Genomic DNA, 15,015 nt, shown 5'->3' with positions numbered 1-15,015 from the left:
CCGTTATCTCTGCCGCGTCTCGTGCCGTGGTAGGATTTTGCACGTTGTGTTCTTGCGTGCCCTGGCTCCCGGCCCACCCGAGGCCCGACGCGAAGGCATGCTGCTTGCGCCTCTGGCTGGGCGGACGTGCCGCCACGGAAGCGCATTCTGCAGAAGAGGGACGTGGTCGCATCGCCGTCGCGTCCTCGTGCGCCCCCGGGGCGCGCGAAGCGAAGTGAGGAGCGTCCATGGCGCGATTCGTCGGGTACATAGCCAAGCGTGTGGCGAGCTACATAGTCATGATCTTCGTGGCGACCTCGCTCACGTACTTCCTGGCATCGGCCTTCATGAGCCCGCGATCCAACTACGAGTCCCGCACTCCCAGGCCACCGCAGGAGTCCATTGAGGCGTCGCTCGACGCCACCAACCTCAACGACAAGACCCCCATCCTCCAGCGCTACCAGAGGTGGCTGGGCGGCATCGTCACCAGGTGGGACTGGGGTCAGACGCCCACCGGCGTCTCGGTGAACGAGGAGATGTCCTCGCGCATCGGCGCCTCTGTGGAGCTGATGTCGCTCGCCACCATCATCTCCATCGTGGTGGGCGTGAGCCTGGGCGTGTACACCGCCCAGCGGCAGTACCAGTGGCAGGACCGCTTCCTGGGCGGCATGGCCTCGCTCTTCATGGTTATCCCCACCGTCGTCCTGGCCATCCTCATCGTGTTCGCGGCCATCGAGATAAACCAGGCGGCGGGGTCGCGCCTCTTCTACGTGACGGGCCTCTCCAGCTACGAGGGCGGCAATCCCCTCATGACCTTCCTCGACTTCCTCCAGCACATCCTGCTGCCCACCGTGGTGCTCACCATCATCAGCTCCGTGGGCTACCACCTGGGCCAGCGCACCTACCTCCTGGACGAGATGCACGCCGACTACGTGCGCACCGCCCGCGCGAAGGGCCTCACCAAGAAGCAGGCCATCCGCAAGCACGCCCTGCGCGCCTCGCTCATCCCCACGGCCGTCTCGGTGGCCTTCTCCATCGCCGGCATCTTCACGGGCGCCGTCATGACCGAGAAGATCTTTGCCATCCACGGCCTGGGCGAGTACTTCATCAACTGCATCAACAACAACAACATCCATGGCGCCGTGGCCGTCGCGGCGTTCAGCGGGGCCTGCACGCTCGTGGGCGCGCTCCTGGCGGACCTCTTCGCCGCCGCGCTCGACCCCCGCATCAAGATGAGCTAAGGAGAGCGCGATGTCAGACGAAATCAGGCAGGACGCTCCCCAGGCGGAGGGCGACGCACGGCAGGCCGGCGACGGGGAGGGCAGGCAGCTCACCAACGCCGAGCTCGAGCTCCTCGCCGACAAGATGGGCGGCTCCGGCGGCGAGGTCAAGCGCATAGGCTACCTCTCGCTCATCGGCAGGCGCTTCGTGCGCCAGCGCAGCGCCATGGTGGGGCTGGTGATCCTCGTCCTGCTGGTGCTGATGGCCATCTTCGGTCCCCACGTCACCCCCTTCACCTACACCGACCCGGACTTCACCTCCCTCAACGTGCCGCCCAACGCCACGCACTGGTTTGGCACCGACGGCGGCGGCTTCGACCTCTTCGCCTGCGTGGTGCACGGCCTGGGCCGCTCCCTCGTCATCGGCGTCATCTACTCGGTGCTCACCACCGTCATCGCGGCCGTGGTGGGAACCTCCATCGCCTACGTGCGCGGCGTCCCCGAGAAGATCGGCATGTGGTTCCTGGACATGCTGCTCATCATCCCGAGCTTCCTCCTCGTAGCCATGGTCGTCCGCGCCGCCAGCGGCACCCAGGGCTGGGTCACGCTCATCGTGGGCCTCACCGCCTTCGGCTGGATCGGCTACGCCCGAACCCTGCGCACCATGGCCCTCTCGCTGCGCGAGCGCGACTACGTGCGCGCCGCCAAGTACATGGGCGTGTCCCCCTTCAAGACCATCGTGCGCCACCTCATCCCCAACCTGGGCTCCATCCTCATCCTGGACACCGTGCTGGGCGTGATAGGCGGCATCAACTCCGAGACCGCCTACAGCTTCCTGGGCCTGGGCATCAAGGCCCCCGACACCTCGCTGGGCTACCTGCTGAGCCAGGGCTCCTCCGCAATGCTCTCGGCCCCCTGGATCGTCCTCATCCCCTCCGCCGTGCTGATCGTGCTCTGCGTGAGCATGCAGCTCATCGGCGACGGCCTGCGCGACGCCATCGACCCGTACTCGCGCGCCGCGGGAAGCGTCGAGGACGAGGCCGAGCAGGAGGAGGCACCGGAGCCCGCGGGCAACTAACGCCAGCACGCGGCGCGGTGCCCCGCCGGGTGCCGTCCGCCAACCCCAAGACACGTTACGGAGCGAGATATGGCCGAGAAGGCAAACGACAGCACGAGGGGCACGTGGGTTCCCCAGGACGACGTGATTCGCTACGAGCTCCTCGAGGGCAACGGCCCCAAGGGCGCGCCCCAGGGCGACCCCATCATGAGCGTGCGCAACCTCAAGGTCTCCTTCGCCACCGAGGCCGGCAGGGTCGACGCCGTCCGCGGGGTCAACTTCGACCTGTGGCGCGGGCGCACCTTGGGCATCGTCGGCGAGTCGGGCTCGGGCAAGTCGGTCACCGCCCTCTCGCTCATCGGGCTCCTGGACGACAACGCCAAGGTGGGCGGCTCCGTCAAGTTCGACGGCGAGGAGCTCGTGGGCAAGTCGGACGAGCAGATGGCGGCCTTCCGCGGCAAGTCCATCTCGATGATTTTCCAGGACCCCCTGAGCGCCCTCACGCCCATGTTCACCATCGGCGAGCAGCTCGAGGAGACCCTCCTCATCCACAATCCGCAGATGGGCAAGCAGGAGCTCCGCGCGCGCTGCGTCGAGCTCCTGCGCATGGTGGGTATCACCAATCCCGAGGAACGCCTGGACGCCTACCCGCACGAGTTCTCGGGCGGCATGCGCCAGCGCGTGGTCATCGCCATCGCCATCGCCAACGACCCCGACGTGATCATCGCCGACGAGCCCACCACGGCCCTCGACGTGACCATCCAGGCCCAGATTCTGGACGTCCTGGCCGTGGCCCAGCGCGAGACGGGCGCCGCCGTCGTGCTGATCACCCACGACCTGGGGGTCATCGCCGGTACCGCAGACGACGTCCTGGTGATGTATGCCGGGCGTGCCGTCGAGCGCGCGAGCATCGACACCATCTTCGACCAGCCCTCGCAGCCCTACACCATGGGCCTTTTGGGCGCCGTGCCCAAGCCCCACGTGGCGGCCGAGCATCGCCTGGTCCCCATCAAGGGCAACCCGCCCTCGCTGGCCGCCATCCCCAAGGGCTGCCCCTTCTCCCCCCGCTGCCCGATGGCGAGCGGGAAGTGCTTTGAGGTCGAGCCCGTCCTCGAGCCCTTCGACGCCGCCGAGGGCCACCTCGTCAGCTGCCACAAGCTCGCGGAGATCCGCGAGCGCCACCTGAGCTTCCAGGAGGTCTACCCCGAGCTCGAGCCCCTGCCCGCAAAGTGGGCGGAGGTCCCCCGCGACCAGCGCCCGGTGGTCCTCGAGGTCAAGGACCTGGTGAAGACCTTCCCGATCCAGGGCAAGGGCCTCATCCGCCGCGACCGGGGCACCATGTGCGCGGTCGACCACGTGAGCTTCAAGATCCACGAGGGCGAGACGCTTGCGTTGGTGGGCGAGTCAGGCTCCGGCAAGTCCACCACCCTCATGCAGATCATGGACCTCGTGAGGCCCGAGCGCGGCAGCATCGAGGTGCTGGGCCGCGACATCGCGACCCTGCGCAACAACCGCGAGAGGCGCGAGCTCAGGCGCGACCTGCAGGTCATCTTCCAGGACCCCATGAGCTCGCTTGACCCCCGCATGCCCATCTACGACGTGCTGGCCGAGCCCCTGCGCGCGCAGAGGTGGTCCGCGAAGGACATCAACTCCCGCATCGGCGAGCTGATGCACCTCGTCGGCATCAACCCGGACTACGTCGACCGCTTCCCCAGCCAGTTCTCCGGCGGCCAGCGCCAGCGCATCGCCATCGCCCGCGCCCTGGCCACGCGCCCCAAGATCCTCCTGCTCGACGAGCCCATCGCCTCCCTGGACGTCTCGATCCAGGCCGGCATCATCAACCTGCTCGAGGACCTGCAGGTGCAGCTCAAGATCTCGTACCTCTTCGTCGCCCACGACCTTGCCGTCATCCGCCACATCTCCGACAGCGTCGCCGTGATGCACCTGGGCAAGATCGTGGAGCAGGGCGATACCGAGGAGGTCTTCACCAACCCGCAGGACCCCTACACCAAGGCCCTGCTCTCGGCCATCCCCATCCCCGACCCCAAGGTGGAGCGCTCCCGCGAGCGCCTGGTCTACCAGGACGGGAAGCTCGTCTCGTCCTCGAGCCTCTTGCCCACGCTGGAGGGGTAGGGGAGAGGTCCCTCCTCCGCCTGCCGTGGTCTCCCTTGGGGAGAGGCATTCGGAGCTGGGGCGCACTTTGCTGGATTCCCAGGGCGGTCCGCGACGCTGCGGGCCGCCCTGCGCTATGTTGTTGGGGTCGAACGGCCCATCCCTATGCGCAGGCGCTGCGCGAACGGAGGATCAGATGGCAGAGAGCTACAAGTCCCGCGCGGACGTCCCCGAGAGGTACACCTGGGACACCAGCGGGCTCTTTGTGGGCGACGAGGCGGCCGACGCCGCGTTCGAGGAGGTGCGGGCGCTTCCCGCCGAGCTGGAGTCATGGAAGGGCAGGGCGCTCGAGAGCGCGGAGGGGCTTCTCGCCTTCCTCCGCCTCGAGGACGAGGTCACGATCAAGGTGGCCCGCCTCTACGAGTACGCCGCCCGCAAGGCCGACGAGGACACCCGCGTCGGGCGCTACCAGGACATGCTCGCCCGCCAGCGCTCGCTCATGGCAAGCGTGGACGCGGCGAAGTCCTGGTTCGAGCCGGCGCTCCTCTCGCTTGACGAGGCCACGCTGGACGCGTGGTGCGAGGAGTGCGAGGGCCTGGGGACGTACCGCCGCGCGCTGGACAAGATCCGAGCCCTCGCCAAGCACGTGCTCACGCCCGAGCTCGAGGCGCTCTTGGCCAAGGCCCAGGAGATGGCCGCCAGCCCCGAGGTCGGCTTCTCCATGCTGAACGACGCCGACCTGCGCTTCGCCGACGCGCTCGACTCCAAGGGAGAGGCGCACCCCATCACGCACGGCAGCTACGGCACGGCGCTGATCAGCCCCGACCGCACGCTGCGCGAGAACGCCTACAAGAGCGTCTACGGCAGCTATCGTGGCGTGCGCAACACCTCGGCGGCCCTCCTTGCCGCCCAGATGAAGCAGCTCGAGTTCTTCGCCACCGCCCGTGGCTACAAGAACACCCTAGATGCCTCCCTCGCCCCCACCGAGGTGCCCCGCGCCGTCTATGAGTCCCTCATCGAGTCCGTGCACAGGAACGCCCCCGCCATGCACCGCTACATGGCGCTGAGGGCCCGTGCCCTGGGCCTCGAGCAGGCCCGCTACTGGGACGTCTACGTGCCCATAGTCAAGATGCCGGAGCGCCGCTACAGCTTCGAGGAGGCCTGCGACTTCATGCTCGAGGCCCTGGCGCCCCTGGGCGAGGACTACCTCGCCGTGGTGAGGCGTGCCATAGACGAGCGCTGGATCGACGTGTACGAGACCCCGGGCAAGGCGAGCGGCGCCTACTCCTCCGGTGGCCGCGGCCTCACGCCCCTCATCCTCCTCAACTTCATGGGCACCCTGGAGGACGTCTTCACCCTGGTGCACGAGATGGGACACTCGCTCCACACCTACCTGGCCAGCAAGGCGCAGCCCACGCGCTACGCCGACTACGAGATGTTCGTGGCGGAGGTGTCATCCACCACCAACGAGATGCTCCTCATGCGCTACCTGCTCGACCATGCGGCAGACGACGCGGAGCGCGCCTACCTCCTCGACGACCTCTGCGGCAAGTTCAAGGGCACGCTCTACCGTCAGACCATGTTCGCGGAGTTCGAGATGCTCGCCAACGACGCCTCCCAGGCGGGGGAGGGGGTCGGAGCGGAGGCCAACAGCAGGCGCTACCGTGCCCTCAACGAGCTCTACTACGGGCCCGCTGTCCTGACGGACGAGGACATCGCCCTGGAGTGGTCCCGCATCCCGCACTTCTACTACGACTACTACGTCTACGTCTACGCGACGAGCTTCGCCGCGGCCGTGGCGCTCTCGGACAAGATCCTGGCCGATGGCGCGCCGGCGGTCGAGCGCTACCTGGGCTTCCTCGCGGGCGGCAGCTCGAAGCCCCCGCTGGAGCTGCTCGCCGGGGCGGGGGTCGACATGGCCTCCGGCAAGGCGGTCGACGACGCGCTGGTGCGCTTCGGCCAGGTCGTGGACGAGCTGGATGGCCTGATCTAGCGACGGGCCGCAGGGCGGGTCACCTCGCGGCCCCTTTGTCCCAGTACACAAGCTTGTAACAATCGGGCAGGGATTTTTTTATCTTTTTGAAATAAAATGTGAACAGGCATCCGTCGGGGTGCATGCATTTCGCCGTGCGCACGTCGCGCAGGAAATTGGAGGAGAAATGATTTCTAACATCGTCTCGCGTCGCTCGTTCGTGGGCATGGCCGGTGCGGCTGCGGCTCTCGCCGGCCTCGGACTTGCAGGCTGCGGCGGTTCGGGCAACTCCGGCAGCGGCTCCGCCGGCGCCGACACGGGCGTCGAGCCCCAGAACGGCTCGCCCGCAACCACTCCCATCGACCAGCTGCCCCTGCCCGAGAAGGGCAAGACCTACGACAACCCGCTCAGCCGCGACAAGGTCAAGGACGGCGGCACCCTCGTGCTCTCCGTCACCGAGGTCGGCCCTGACTTCAACTACTTCAGCGTGAACGGCAACACCGTCTACATCAGCTGGTTCTGGTACTTCTACATGCCCACGCTCTTCACGGTGGACGCCACGGCCTCCGCGTTCACGCCCAACCCCAACTTCGTCGCGTCCGCGTCGGCCGACATGGTGGACGGCAAGCAGGTTGCCACCATCACCCTTGCCGACAAGGCGAACTTCAACGACGGCACGCCCATCGACTGGCGCTCCATCGAGGCCGTCTGGAAGTGCTGCAGCGGCGCCGACGAGAACTACACCCCCTCCTCGACCGACGGCTTCGTCCAGGTCGAGAGCGTGGTCAAGGGCGAGACGGACAAGCAGGCCGTCATCACCTTCTCCCAGCCGTACTACCCCTGGCAGAACCTCTTCCAGAGGGTCCTGCACCCCTCCGCGGCGACGGTCGACGCCTTCAACAACGGCTGGGTGAACAACCCGCACAACGAGTGGGCGGCTGGTCCCTTCGTCGTCGACAGCTCCGACGAGACCCAGATCACCTTCAAGCGCAACGAGAAGTGGTGGGGCGACGAGGCAAAGCTGGAGACCGTCACCTTCAAGCAGATGGAGTCCCAGGCGATGTTCAACGCCTTCAAGAACGGCGAGATCGACGCCACCGAGCTTGGCCAGTCCGGCACCGGCGAGATGCTCTCCAACTTCGTGGGCATGGAGAACACCGAGATCCGTCGTGCCGACTCCAAGTCCATCGCCGTCATCGAGGTCAACTCCACCCGCGAGGGCCTGAAGGACGAGGCCGTGCGCAAGGCCTTCATGCAGTGCATCAACACCGAGACCATCGTCGGCATCGTCTACCAGGGAGTCAACTGGAAGGAAGACCGCATGGGCTCGCTGGTGATCGCCCCCTGGATGGATGGCTACGAGAACAACCTGCCCGAGGACGTTGCCGCCAACACTACCGCCGAGGCCCAGGCCGAGGCCGCCAAGAAGACCCTCGAGGCCGCTGGCTACGAGATGGGCTCCGACGGCTACTACGCCAAGGACGGCAAGCAGGTGACCTTCTCCTTCACCGCCATCGGTGACTCCAACGTGGTCAAGAACCGTGCCGCAGCCATCCAGAAGATGGCCAAGGACGCCGGCATGAACCTGACCATCGACAACAAGCCCTCCTCCGAGTTCTCCAAGACCCTCACGGGCGGCGAGTGGGACACCATCCTCTTCGGCTGGTCCTCGGGCTCCGCCTCCTACAACAACGGCGGCCAGATCTTCGGCTCCCAGAGCTCCTCGAACTTCACCCACTGCGGCAACGCCGAGCTCGACGCCAAGTTCCTCGCGGTCACCGGCATCGCCGACCACGCCGAACAGATGAAGGCCTTCAACGCGGCCGAGAAGGAGGCCCTGAAGTCCTACGCCTTCATCCCCCTGTTCGCTGGCGCAGACGCCATCGCCTGCAAGGCCGGCCTTGCCAACTGGGGTCCCGCGCTTCTGAAGGACATCGTCGCCGAGAACGTCGGCTGGGCCAAGGAGTAGCGTCCAGGACGGCATCCGCCGATGCCTCTGGGTTGGGGTCCCCTTGGCCTCAGCCCAGGCAAAAAAGTTGTTGCCACGGGGCAAAGGCGGATGCTATAGTACTCTTTGCTGCGACGCAGCAAGCCATGTCGGAGTGGCGGAATTGGCAGACGCGCTAGCTTGAGGTGCTAGTGACTGACTAAAAGGTCGTGCGGGTTCAAGTCCCGCCTCCGACACCAGAGAATGCGAGAGGCCCCTTCGGTGGGCCTCTCTTCTTATGTATGCTTCCTCTGTGTGGCCTTGGTTGGCGCCGAGCGAGGCGCGTGACTTTGGGGGCGGAAGATGGCGAGAGGCGAGTTGGTGCGTCGCGTGGACGGCATCGGCCAGGGCAGCGTCAACGGGGCGCTGGCCGCCCTCCTCTCGCTCACGAGCGACGCCGTCCTCGCCTTCGACGGCCTGGGCAGGGTCCTCCTCGCCAACGAGCGGGCAGAGAGGCTCCTCTCGCACGCGCCCGACGGGCTCGTGGGGCAGGACGTCCGCTCCCTTTTCCCGCCGGCGGTGGGGGCGGCGCCCAGGACGCCCTTCTCGCCCACGGACCTGCCCTTCGCCCTGGACGGGAGCGCGGGGTCGGTGCTGTGCCTGCGCCCCGATGGCTACTCCGCCGACCTGGCGATTCGCTGCATGCGCCTCCCCTCCGCCGGGGACACCTACCTCCTCGTGGCGCGCCAGGCCGATTCGGCGCAGGCTGCCAGGGGCGAGCACGAGCGCCTGGTGGGGGAGCTGTCGCGCGCGAACAAGAGACTCTCCGGCACGCTGCGCATCGTGCTCGAGACCCTGGGCTCGGGCGACGTCACGACCCTCTTCGACCGCGTGCTCGAGGAGGTCACCAGCACCATGGAGGCTTCCGGCACGGTCTTCTACGTGGCCGAGCCCGACGGGTACCACCTGCGAGGCGTGAGCTCCAGCCTGGGGGGCGTGCGCGTGCCGCGCTTCCTGCCGGCGGGCAGCACCCTCGAGGCCCTGAGCGTCCGCGCCCGCGAGGCGCTGCGCCTGCGCGTGCTGGCTCCCGGCAGGGAGGAGCTCCGGCGTGGCAGGCTCACCCAGCGCGAGCTCGTCAACGAGGAGACCCGCGAGGTCTATCGCGTGCGCGCGAGCCACCTGCCGCCCTTCTCGAGCCTCATCTGCGTTCCCGTGTGGTTCGGCGGGCACGTCATTGCCCTCATCGAGGTGGGCTGGCAGCAGGCGCACGTCACGAGGCGCGAGGACGGGGAGCTCCTGGACGCCGTGACGCAGTACCTCTCGGTGCAGCTCGTGGGCGCGTTCTCGGCATTGCGCACGCACAAGGAGGAGGAGCTTCGCGAGCTGGGCATACAGCTGCACGACCACGTCCTCGCCGCGGACGACGCCCGCGCCGCCACCAACGAGGCCACGGAGCGCGTCTGCAGGAGCCTGGGGGTGGCCGTGCTGCCGCTCGTGCCCCCCGGGGACGGAGGTACGGGGTTCTCGCTCGAGCTACCGGGAGGGGAGCCCAGGCGGATCGACCCGGACCTCGACGCCCTTTTGGGCAAGCACGCCGCAGACCAGGCGGTCGTCCTCCCGCTCCGCCTTGCGCCGAGCCTCCAGGAATGGCTGCAGGAGCAGGGGATGTCCCCCCTCGGTGCGCTGGTGGACCTGGGGACGCTCTGGGGCGAGCGTCGGGTCGTGCTGCTCTCGCGTCCCGCCGACGGCGAGCCCCTGGACGACGTCGAGATCGCCTTCCTGCGCACCGTGGCCCAGGGGCTGGGCGACATCTCGCGCGGGGAGGAGGAGCGCCGCCAGGACCGCCGCATCTCGCAGGCGCTGCAGACGGGCATGAGAAACGAGCTCCAGCGGGTGCCGGGCATCACCGCGCAGGGCATCTACTCGTCCGCCACCGCCACTGCCGTCATAGGCGGGGACTTCTACGACCTCATCCGCCTGCCCGACCAGCGCTCCTGCGTGATCATGGGCGACGTGAGCGGCAAGGGGGTCGAGGCCGCCTCGGTCTCGGCGGCGGTGAGGACGGCACTGGGCGCCTACTCCTGGCAGGGTCTGAGCCCCGCCCGGATGGTGCGCCTGCTCAACGACTTCCTCCTGGGCTTCTCGAGGCTCGAGACCTTCGCCACGCTCTTCGTGGGCGTGTGCGACCTCGCCGCAGGCACCCTGACCTACTGCTCGGCGGGGCATCCGCCTGCGATCCTGGTGCGTGCGGGCTCCTGCCAGGTGGAGACCCTGGACGTGCAGTCCGGTGTCGTGGGGGCCTTCCACGAGATGCGCTACCGCAACGGCTCCGTGCGCCTGGAGCCGGGGGACATGCTCCTGCTCTACACCGACGGGACGACCGAGGCTCGCGCGACGGATGGTTCCTTCTTCGGGGAGGACGGCTTGCGTGACGCGGTGATGAGCGAGTTTCCCCGTGGCTTCGAGGGCGTGCTCGACCGCCTGCTGAGCCATCTGGACAGCTTTACCGAGCGCCACCTGGACGATGACGTGGCCATGGTGTCGTTGCGCTTCGACGACGTGCGGGGGGCGGGGGAGTAGCCGGTGCGCGCCTGCCATGAGGCGGGAGTGGCCTGGACGCGGCTGCCGCGAGGAGGGGGCGGGGGCAGGACGTGCCCACAAGCCGTACGCGAGGCACGCGGCTTCGGGCGGTTTGGCCGATTCTCTCGCCTCGCGCGCGTTTGCGCCCGTCCGTTTTGGGCAAAAGAGCCACATGGAGGAGCATTCCAACATAGCCCTGGTGCCGGTTGACCATGACCTCGACGTGAGCTCGGTCGACGAGGTGCGGCGCACGCTGGACGCCCTCATCGACGGAGGCTGCCGGCGCATCGTGCTCAACCTCTCGGGCATGAGCTTCGTGGACTCGGCGGGGATGGCGCTCATCTTCAGGGAGGTCCGCCGCATGAGGCAGGCGGGAGGCCTCGTGTCCATCACCAACGCGAGCGACCGCGTCCTGCGCTCGCTGCGCATCGCCCGGCTGGTGGACTTCGCGCCCGTCTCGGGCTGCGGCGAGCGGCCACGGGTGCAGGAGCTCGACCCCGGCGTGCTGCCCGAGTGGCGCTCGACGCTCTCCATCGACCCGACGGACCTTGCGGGGTCGCGCCGCCGCGTGGAAAAGATGCTCGCGCGCCTGGGGCTTGCGGCCGACGCCTCCTTCGACCTCGCTCTGGCGGTGGGGGAGGCCATGGGCAACGCGGTCGACCACACAGACGGCCACTGCGCCCTGGTGACGGTGGCCCGCTACCCGGATCGTGCCGTCATCGAGGTGACCGACTGCGGCTGCGGCTACGAGCTGGAGCCCGGGAGCGAGCTTCCCGAGGTCTCTGATTCGGGCGAGAGGGGCCGGGGGATCCGGCTGATGCGCCTCCTGGCGGACGCGGTGACCATCGCGCGCAAGCCCTCCGGCCGGGGGACCGTGGTGAGGATCGTGAAGCTGCTGGCGTAGGGTCGCGGCACTAGGTCCTCGGGTGGGGCGGTTTCGGCCAAATAAAGGAGGGCGACCGCCGAAGCAGCCGCCCTCTTGCGTTCGTTGGAGGCGAGACCCGGATTCGAACCGGGGATAAAGGCTTTGCAGGCCTCTGCCTTACCACTTGGCCATCTCGCCGTATGAAAAAGGCCGATCGAAACCGGCCTTCTAGTTCGCATGGAGCGGGCTACGGGGTTCGAACCCGCGACCTCCACCTTGGCAAGGTGGCGCGCTACCAACTGCGCCAAGCCCGCGAACGCGAGGAATAATATACGTGACCGTCTCAGGGGATGCAAGCCCGAATTTTGAAAATCTTTCTTCGTCTGGCAAAATCGCAGCTAGATATGGATAAAAAACTTTTGAATCGACCTGCCCCGCGCCGCTGCGCTATGCTCGAAGGGTCGCCCGCGTCGCGCCTTGCCTGAAGGGCGCCTGGCGCGCGACCGCGGAGTCCCGGCCAGCGCCTGGCCTCAGGCCACGACCCCGACCAACCCTGGCCTCGGGCCTCGAGTCCGGCCAGTGCCCGATTCCGACCAACCCCGAACCCGGTCTGCACCGATTCCAGCCCAGAAGACGGAGCCGCATGCTTCTCAACATCCTCCTCCTGCTCGTCATCCTCCTGGTTGTGCGCGGCATCGCCCGCCTCGTCAGGTGGTTCCTCCTGTGGCTCGGCCGAGGCCGACGGCTGGATGGCGCCGTGGACATGCGCCGCATCAACCAGGACGCCGTCCGGGCCGACATAGAGGCCGAGAACGCGGCCGCTGGCGTCGAGCGACTCACGCGAGCCCAGCAGGCAGAGGTCATCGCCGCCCAGCTCATGGACCGCGAGCTCTTCCTGGCCGACCTGCACGTGGGCTGGTACCAGGTGGTCATCATCTTCGTGATCGGCTCCATGGCAGGCCTCGTCCTCGAGGAGCTCTGGATGCTCATCACGGCCGGGCTCACCCAGAGCCGCGTGGGGCTGGTATGGGGGCCGTTCTCGCCTTTGTACGGATTCGGCGCCGTGCTGCTCACCCTCGTGAGCTTTGGCCTGCGGGAGAGGGGCGCGCGCGACTGGCAGGTCTTCCTCGCCTCCCTGGCCCTGGGAGGCGCGCTCGAGCAGCTGACCGGCTGGGGCATGCAGACCCTGTTCAGCGCAGAGTCCTGGACCTACGCCCACCTGCCCGACCACATCACCCAGTGGGTCGCCTGGCGCTTCCTCGTTGCCTGGGGGCTCCTCGGGCTGGTGTGGGCCAAGCTCATCATGCCCGAGGCCCTGTACCGCATCGGCAGCCCCACGACGCGACGGCAGGTCGTCTTCGTGGTGCTCCTCGCCGCCTACCTGGCGTTGGACATCCTCATGACCGTGGCGTGCTTCCAGAGGAGGGCCGAGAGGGACGCCGGCATCCCGCCCCTCAACGCCTTCGAGGCCTGGGTGGACGTCCACTACACCGACGAGTTCATGTCGAACCGCTTCCAGAACCTCGTGGTGGGGAGGGAGCTGTGACGGCCTCGGCTGGTGGGAACATGGGAGAGGAGCGCTCGCCCGTGCCTCCCACGACGCGCGGCACGGGGGTTGACGTCGCCCCTTGCGAGGCCTACTTGGACTACGCGGCCGCCACGCCCCTCGACCCGCGCGTCCTCGAGGCGATGCTGCCTTACCTCACGGAGCGCTTCCACAACCCCTCGTCGCCCTACGCCGCCGCGCGCCGCGTGCGTGCCGACGTCGAGGACGCCCGCCGTCGCCTGGCGCTGATGCTAGGCGCCCGTGCCGACGGGATCACCCTGACCTCAGGGGCCACCGAGGCCAACAACCTGGCCTTCGCCGCGACGGACGGACACGTGGTCACCGATGCCATCGAGCACCAGAGCGTCCTGCGCGTCGCCGAGGGACGGCCGCACACGCTGGTGGGGGTCGCCGCGGACGGGCGCGTGGACGCCCATGCCATGGCCGCCGCCATCACGTCCCAGACCGAGCTCGTGAGCCTCGAGCTGGCAAACGGCGAGGTGGGCTGCGTCCAGCCCGTGCGCGAGCTTGCACGGCTGGTCGCGGCGGAGCGCCGGCGCAGGCTCGAGGCGGGGGAGCCGCGCCAGCTCCTGCTGCACGTGGACGCCTCCCAGGCGACGGGTCAGCTGGCCGTGAACGTCTCGTCCCTCGAGGCGGACATGGTCACCGTGTCGGCGGCGAAGATCTATGGCCCCAAGCAGGTGGGCCTGCTCTGGTGCTCCGACCGCGTGCGCCTGCGCCCGCTGGTGCTGGGGGGCGGGCAGGAGCGCGGCGTGCGCTCCGGGACGGAGAACGTCGCCGGCATCGTAGGCTTCGCGCGGGCGTTGGAGCTCGCGGAGGCCCTGCGCCGGGAGGAGGCGGCGCGCCTGCGCGGCTTGCGACAAGGCATGGAGGCCGAGCTGCGCCGTGAGCTGCCCTGGTGCGTGGTGAGCGGTCCCAGGCAAGAGAGGCTGCGCCTGCCCGGGCTGCTGCACCTCTCGCTTCCCGGACTCGAGGCCCAACGCCTGGTCGTGCTGCTCGAGCGCGAGGGCGTCAGCGTGGGCACGGGCTCGGCCTGCGCGGCGAGCAAGATGCGGGCGTCCCACGTGCTCGAGGCGCTGGGGATGCCGCCGACCCTCTCTCAGGGGAGCCTGAGGCTCACGCTGGGCCGGCCCAGCACGCCCGAGGAGGTCGCGTACGGCACGCGGGCCATCGTGCGCTGCGTGCGGTCCGAGATGGTGCGCCTCGGCCTGGATGACGCTGCGATGTCGGAGCGCGCGGCGGCGCTGGGGGCCGCGGGCGGACGATGGCGGGGAGGCAGGGGCTGATGGCGAAGACGGTGTGCCTGGGCATGAGCGGGGGCGTTGACTCCGCGCTGGCGGCCGCGCTCCTCGTGGAACAGGGCTTCGACGTGCGTGCGGTGTACATGCGCAACTGGTCGCGCGACCTGCCGGGGTTCCGCTGCCGCTGGGCGGACGACCTGGCGGACGCCGAGCGTGTCGCGGTGACGTTGGGCATCGGCCTCGAGGTCTGGGACTGCGAGGAGGAGTACCGGCGCACGGTGGTCGACTATCTCGTCGACGCCTACGCTTGCGGCCTCACGCCTAACCCCGACGTGATGTGCAACCAGACCGTGAAGTTTGGGACCTTTGCCCAGCGCGCGCTGGCGGAGGGCGCGGACTACATGGCCACGGGCCACTACGCGCGCGTGGGCTCGCAGCTGGGCGAGGGGGCGCGCCGTCCGGGGTCGCGGCGGCGATGCCGCAGGCGGGCGTCCC

The 15,015-nt window shown here is 68.5% G+C and carries 9 protein-coding genes, 3 tRNA genes and 1 pseudogene; 11 read left to right on the top strand and 2 right to left on the bottom strand.

Going from position 1 to position 15,015, the window contains the following annotated elements:
• The first annotated feature begins 227 nt into the window (after positions 1 to 227).
• The 8 genes from HMPREF1008_RS00195 (at position 228) to HMPREF1008_RS00160 (ending at position 11,751) form a co-directional block, all read left to right on the top strand.
• Complete coding sequence (locus tag HMPREF1008_RS00195; protein WP_009277823.1) at positions 228 to 1,220, top strand: ABC transporter permease; 993 nt, start codon at positions 228 to 230, stop codon at positions 1,218 to 1,220.
• A gap of 10 nt (positions 1,221 to 1,230) precedes the next feature.
• Complete coding sequence (locus HMPREF1008_RS00190) at positions 1,231 to 2,277, top strand: ABC transporter permease (RefSeq protein ID WP_009277822.1); 1,047 nt, start codon at positions 1,231 to 1,233, stop codon at positions 2,275 to 2,277.
• A 69-nt stretch (positions 2,278 to 2,346) separates the two neighbouring features.
• On the top strand, positions 2,347 to 4,389 hold the full coding sequence (locus HMPREF1008_RS11010) for an ABC transporter ATP-binding protein (protein WP_009277821.1): 2,043 nt from the start codon (positions 2,347 to 2,349) through the stop codon (positions 4,387 to 4,389).
• Positions 4,390 to 4,564: 175 nt separating this feature from the next.
• Positions 4,565 to 6,361, top strand: coding sequence for an oligoendopeptidase F (pepF, locus tag HMPREF1008_RS00180; protein ID WP_009277820.1), 1,797 nt, complete (start codon positions 4,565 to 4,567; stop codon positions 6,359 to 6,361).
• Positions 6,362 to 6,527: 166 nt separating this feature from the next.
• Positions 6,528 to 8,309 (top strand): ABC transporter family substrate-binding protein, encoded by a 1,782-nt coding sequence (locus tag HMPREF1008_RS00175; protein ID WP_009277819.1) that lies wholly within the window; start codon positions 6,528 to 6,530, stop codon positions 8,307 to 8,309.
• Between the two features lie 127 nt (positions 8,310 to 8,436).
• Positions 8,437 to 8,527: transfer RNA gene (locus tag HMPREF1008_RS00170), tRNA-Leu, on the top strand.
• A gap of 103 nt (positions 8,528 to 8,630) precedes the next feature.
• A complete protein-coding gene (locus HMPREF1008_RS00165; RefSeq protein ID WP_040656635.1) occupies positions 8,631 to 10,847 on the top strand; it encodes a SpoIIE family protein phosphatase in 2,217 nt (738 codons plus the stop codon).
• 172 nt (positions 10,848 to 11,019) lie between these two features.
• Positions 11,020 to 11,751, top strand: a complete 732-nt coding sequence (locus HMPREF1008_RS00160; protein WP_009277817.1) for an anti-sigma factor antagonist — start codon at positions 11,020 to 11,022, stop codon at positions 11,749 to 11,751.
• 85 nt (positions 11,752 to 11,836) lie between these two features.
• On the opposite strand, the gene HMPREF1008_RS00155 is transcribed toward HMPREF1008_RS00160, so the two are convergent.
• Positions 11,837 to 11,910, bottom strand: a tRNA-Cys gene (locus HMPREF1008_RS00155).
• 40 nt (positions 11,911 to 11,950) lie between these two features.
• A tRNA-Gly gene (locus HMPREF1008_RS00150) sits at positions 11,951 to 12,026 on the bottom strand.
• A 329-nt stretch (positions 12,027 to 12,355) separates the two neighbouring features.
• On the opposite strand from HMPREF1008_RS00150, the gene HMPREF1008_RS00145 reads away from it, so the two are divergent.
• From HMPREF1008_RS00145 to HMPREF1008_RS10935, 3 genes and pseudogenes are all read left to right on the top strand, one after another.
• Positions 12,356 to 13,258 carry a putative ABC transporter permease gene (locus HMPREF1008_RS00145; RefSeq protein WP_009277816.1) on the top strand — a complete coding sequence of 301 codons (903 nt, stop codon included), beginning with the start codon at positions 12,356 to 12,358 and terminating at the stop codon, positions 13,256 to 13,258.
• A 41-nt stretch (positions 13,259 to 13,299) separates the two neighbouring features.
• Positions 13,300 to 14,565 (top strand): cysteine desulfurase family protein, encoded by a 1,266-nt coding sequence (locus HMPREF1008_RS00140; protein WP_232202812.1) that lies wholly within the window; start codon positions 13,300 to 13,302, stop codon positions 14,563 to 14,565.
• A pseudogene (locus tag HMPREF1008_RS10935) lies at positions 14,544 to 14,894 on the top strand (tRNA 2-thiouridine(34) synthase MnmA); the annotation flags it as partial. The gene HMPREF1008_RS00140 and the pseudogene HMPREF1008_RS10935, both read left to right, overlap by 22 nt.
• Positions 14,895 to 15,015: the final 121 nt, after the last annotated feature.

The organism is Olsenella sp. oral taxon 809 str. F0356 (assembly GCF_000233535.1).
GTDB lineage: Bacteria > Actinomycetota > Coriobacteriia > Coriobacteriales > Atopobiaceae > Olsenella_I > Olsenella_I phocaeensis.
Note: the sequence above shows the minus strand (reverse complement) of the source record. Positions and strands in the feature narration are given on the sequence as shown.

Bases quoted from the DNA above. Each gene is read 5' to 3' on its own strand.
- HMPREF1008_RS00195 (WP_009277823.1), top strand. From the start codon at position 228: ATGGCGCGATTCGTCGGGTACATAGCCAAGCGTGTGGCGAGCTACATA.
- HMPREF1008_RS00190 (WP_009277822.1), top strand. From the start codon at position 1,231: ATGTCAGACGAAATCAGGCAGGACGCTCCCCAGGCGGAGGGCGACGCA.
- HMPREF1008_RS11010 (WP_009277821.1), top strand. From the start codon at position 2,347: ATGGCCGAGAAGGCAAACGACAGCACGAGGGGCACGTGGGTTCCCCAG.
- pepF (WP_009277820.1), top strand. From the start codon at position 4,565: ATGGCAGAGAGCTACAAGTCCCGCGCGGACGTCCCCGAGAGGTACACC.
- HMPREF1008_RS00175 (WP_009277819.1), top strand. From the start codon at position 6,528: ATGATTTCTAACATCGTCTCGCGTCGCTCGTTCGTGGGCATGGCCGGT.
- HMPREF1008_RS00165 (WP_040656635.1), top strand. From the start codon at position 8,631: ATGGCGAGAGGCGAGTTGGTGCGTCGCGTGGACGGCATCGGCCAGGGC.
- HMPREF1008_RS00160 (WP_009277817.1), top strand. From the start codon at position 11,020: ATGGAGGAGCATTCCAACATAGCCCTGGTGCCGGTTGACCATGACCTC.
- HMPREF1008_RS00145 (WP_009277816.1), top strand. From the start codon at position 12,356: ATGCTTCTCAACATCCTCCTCCTGCTCGTCATCCTCCTGGTTGTGCGC.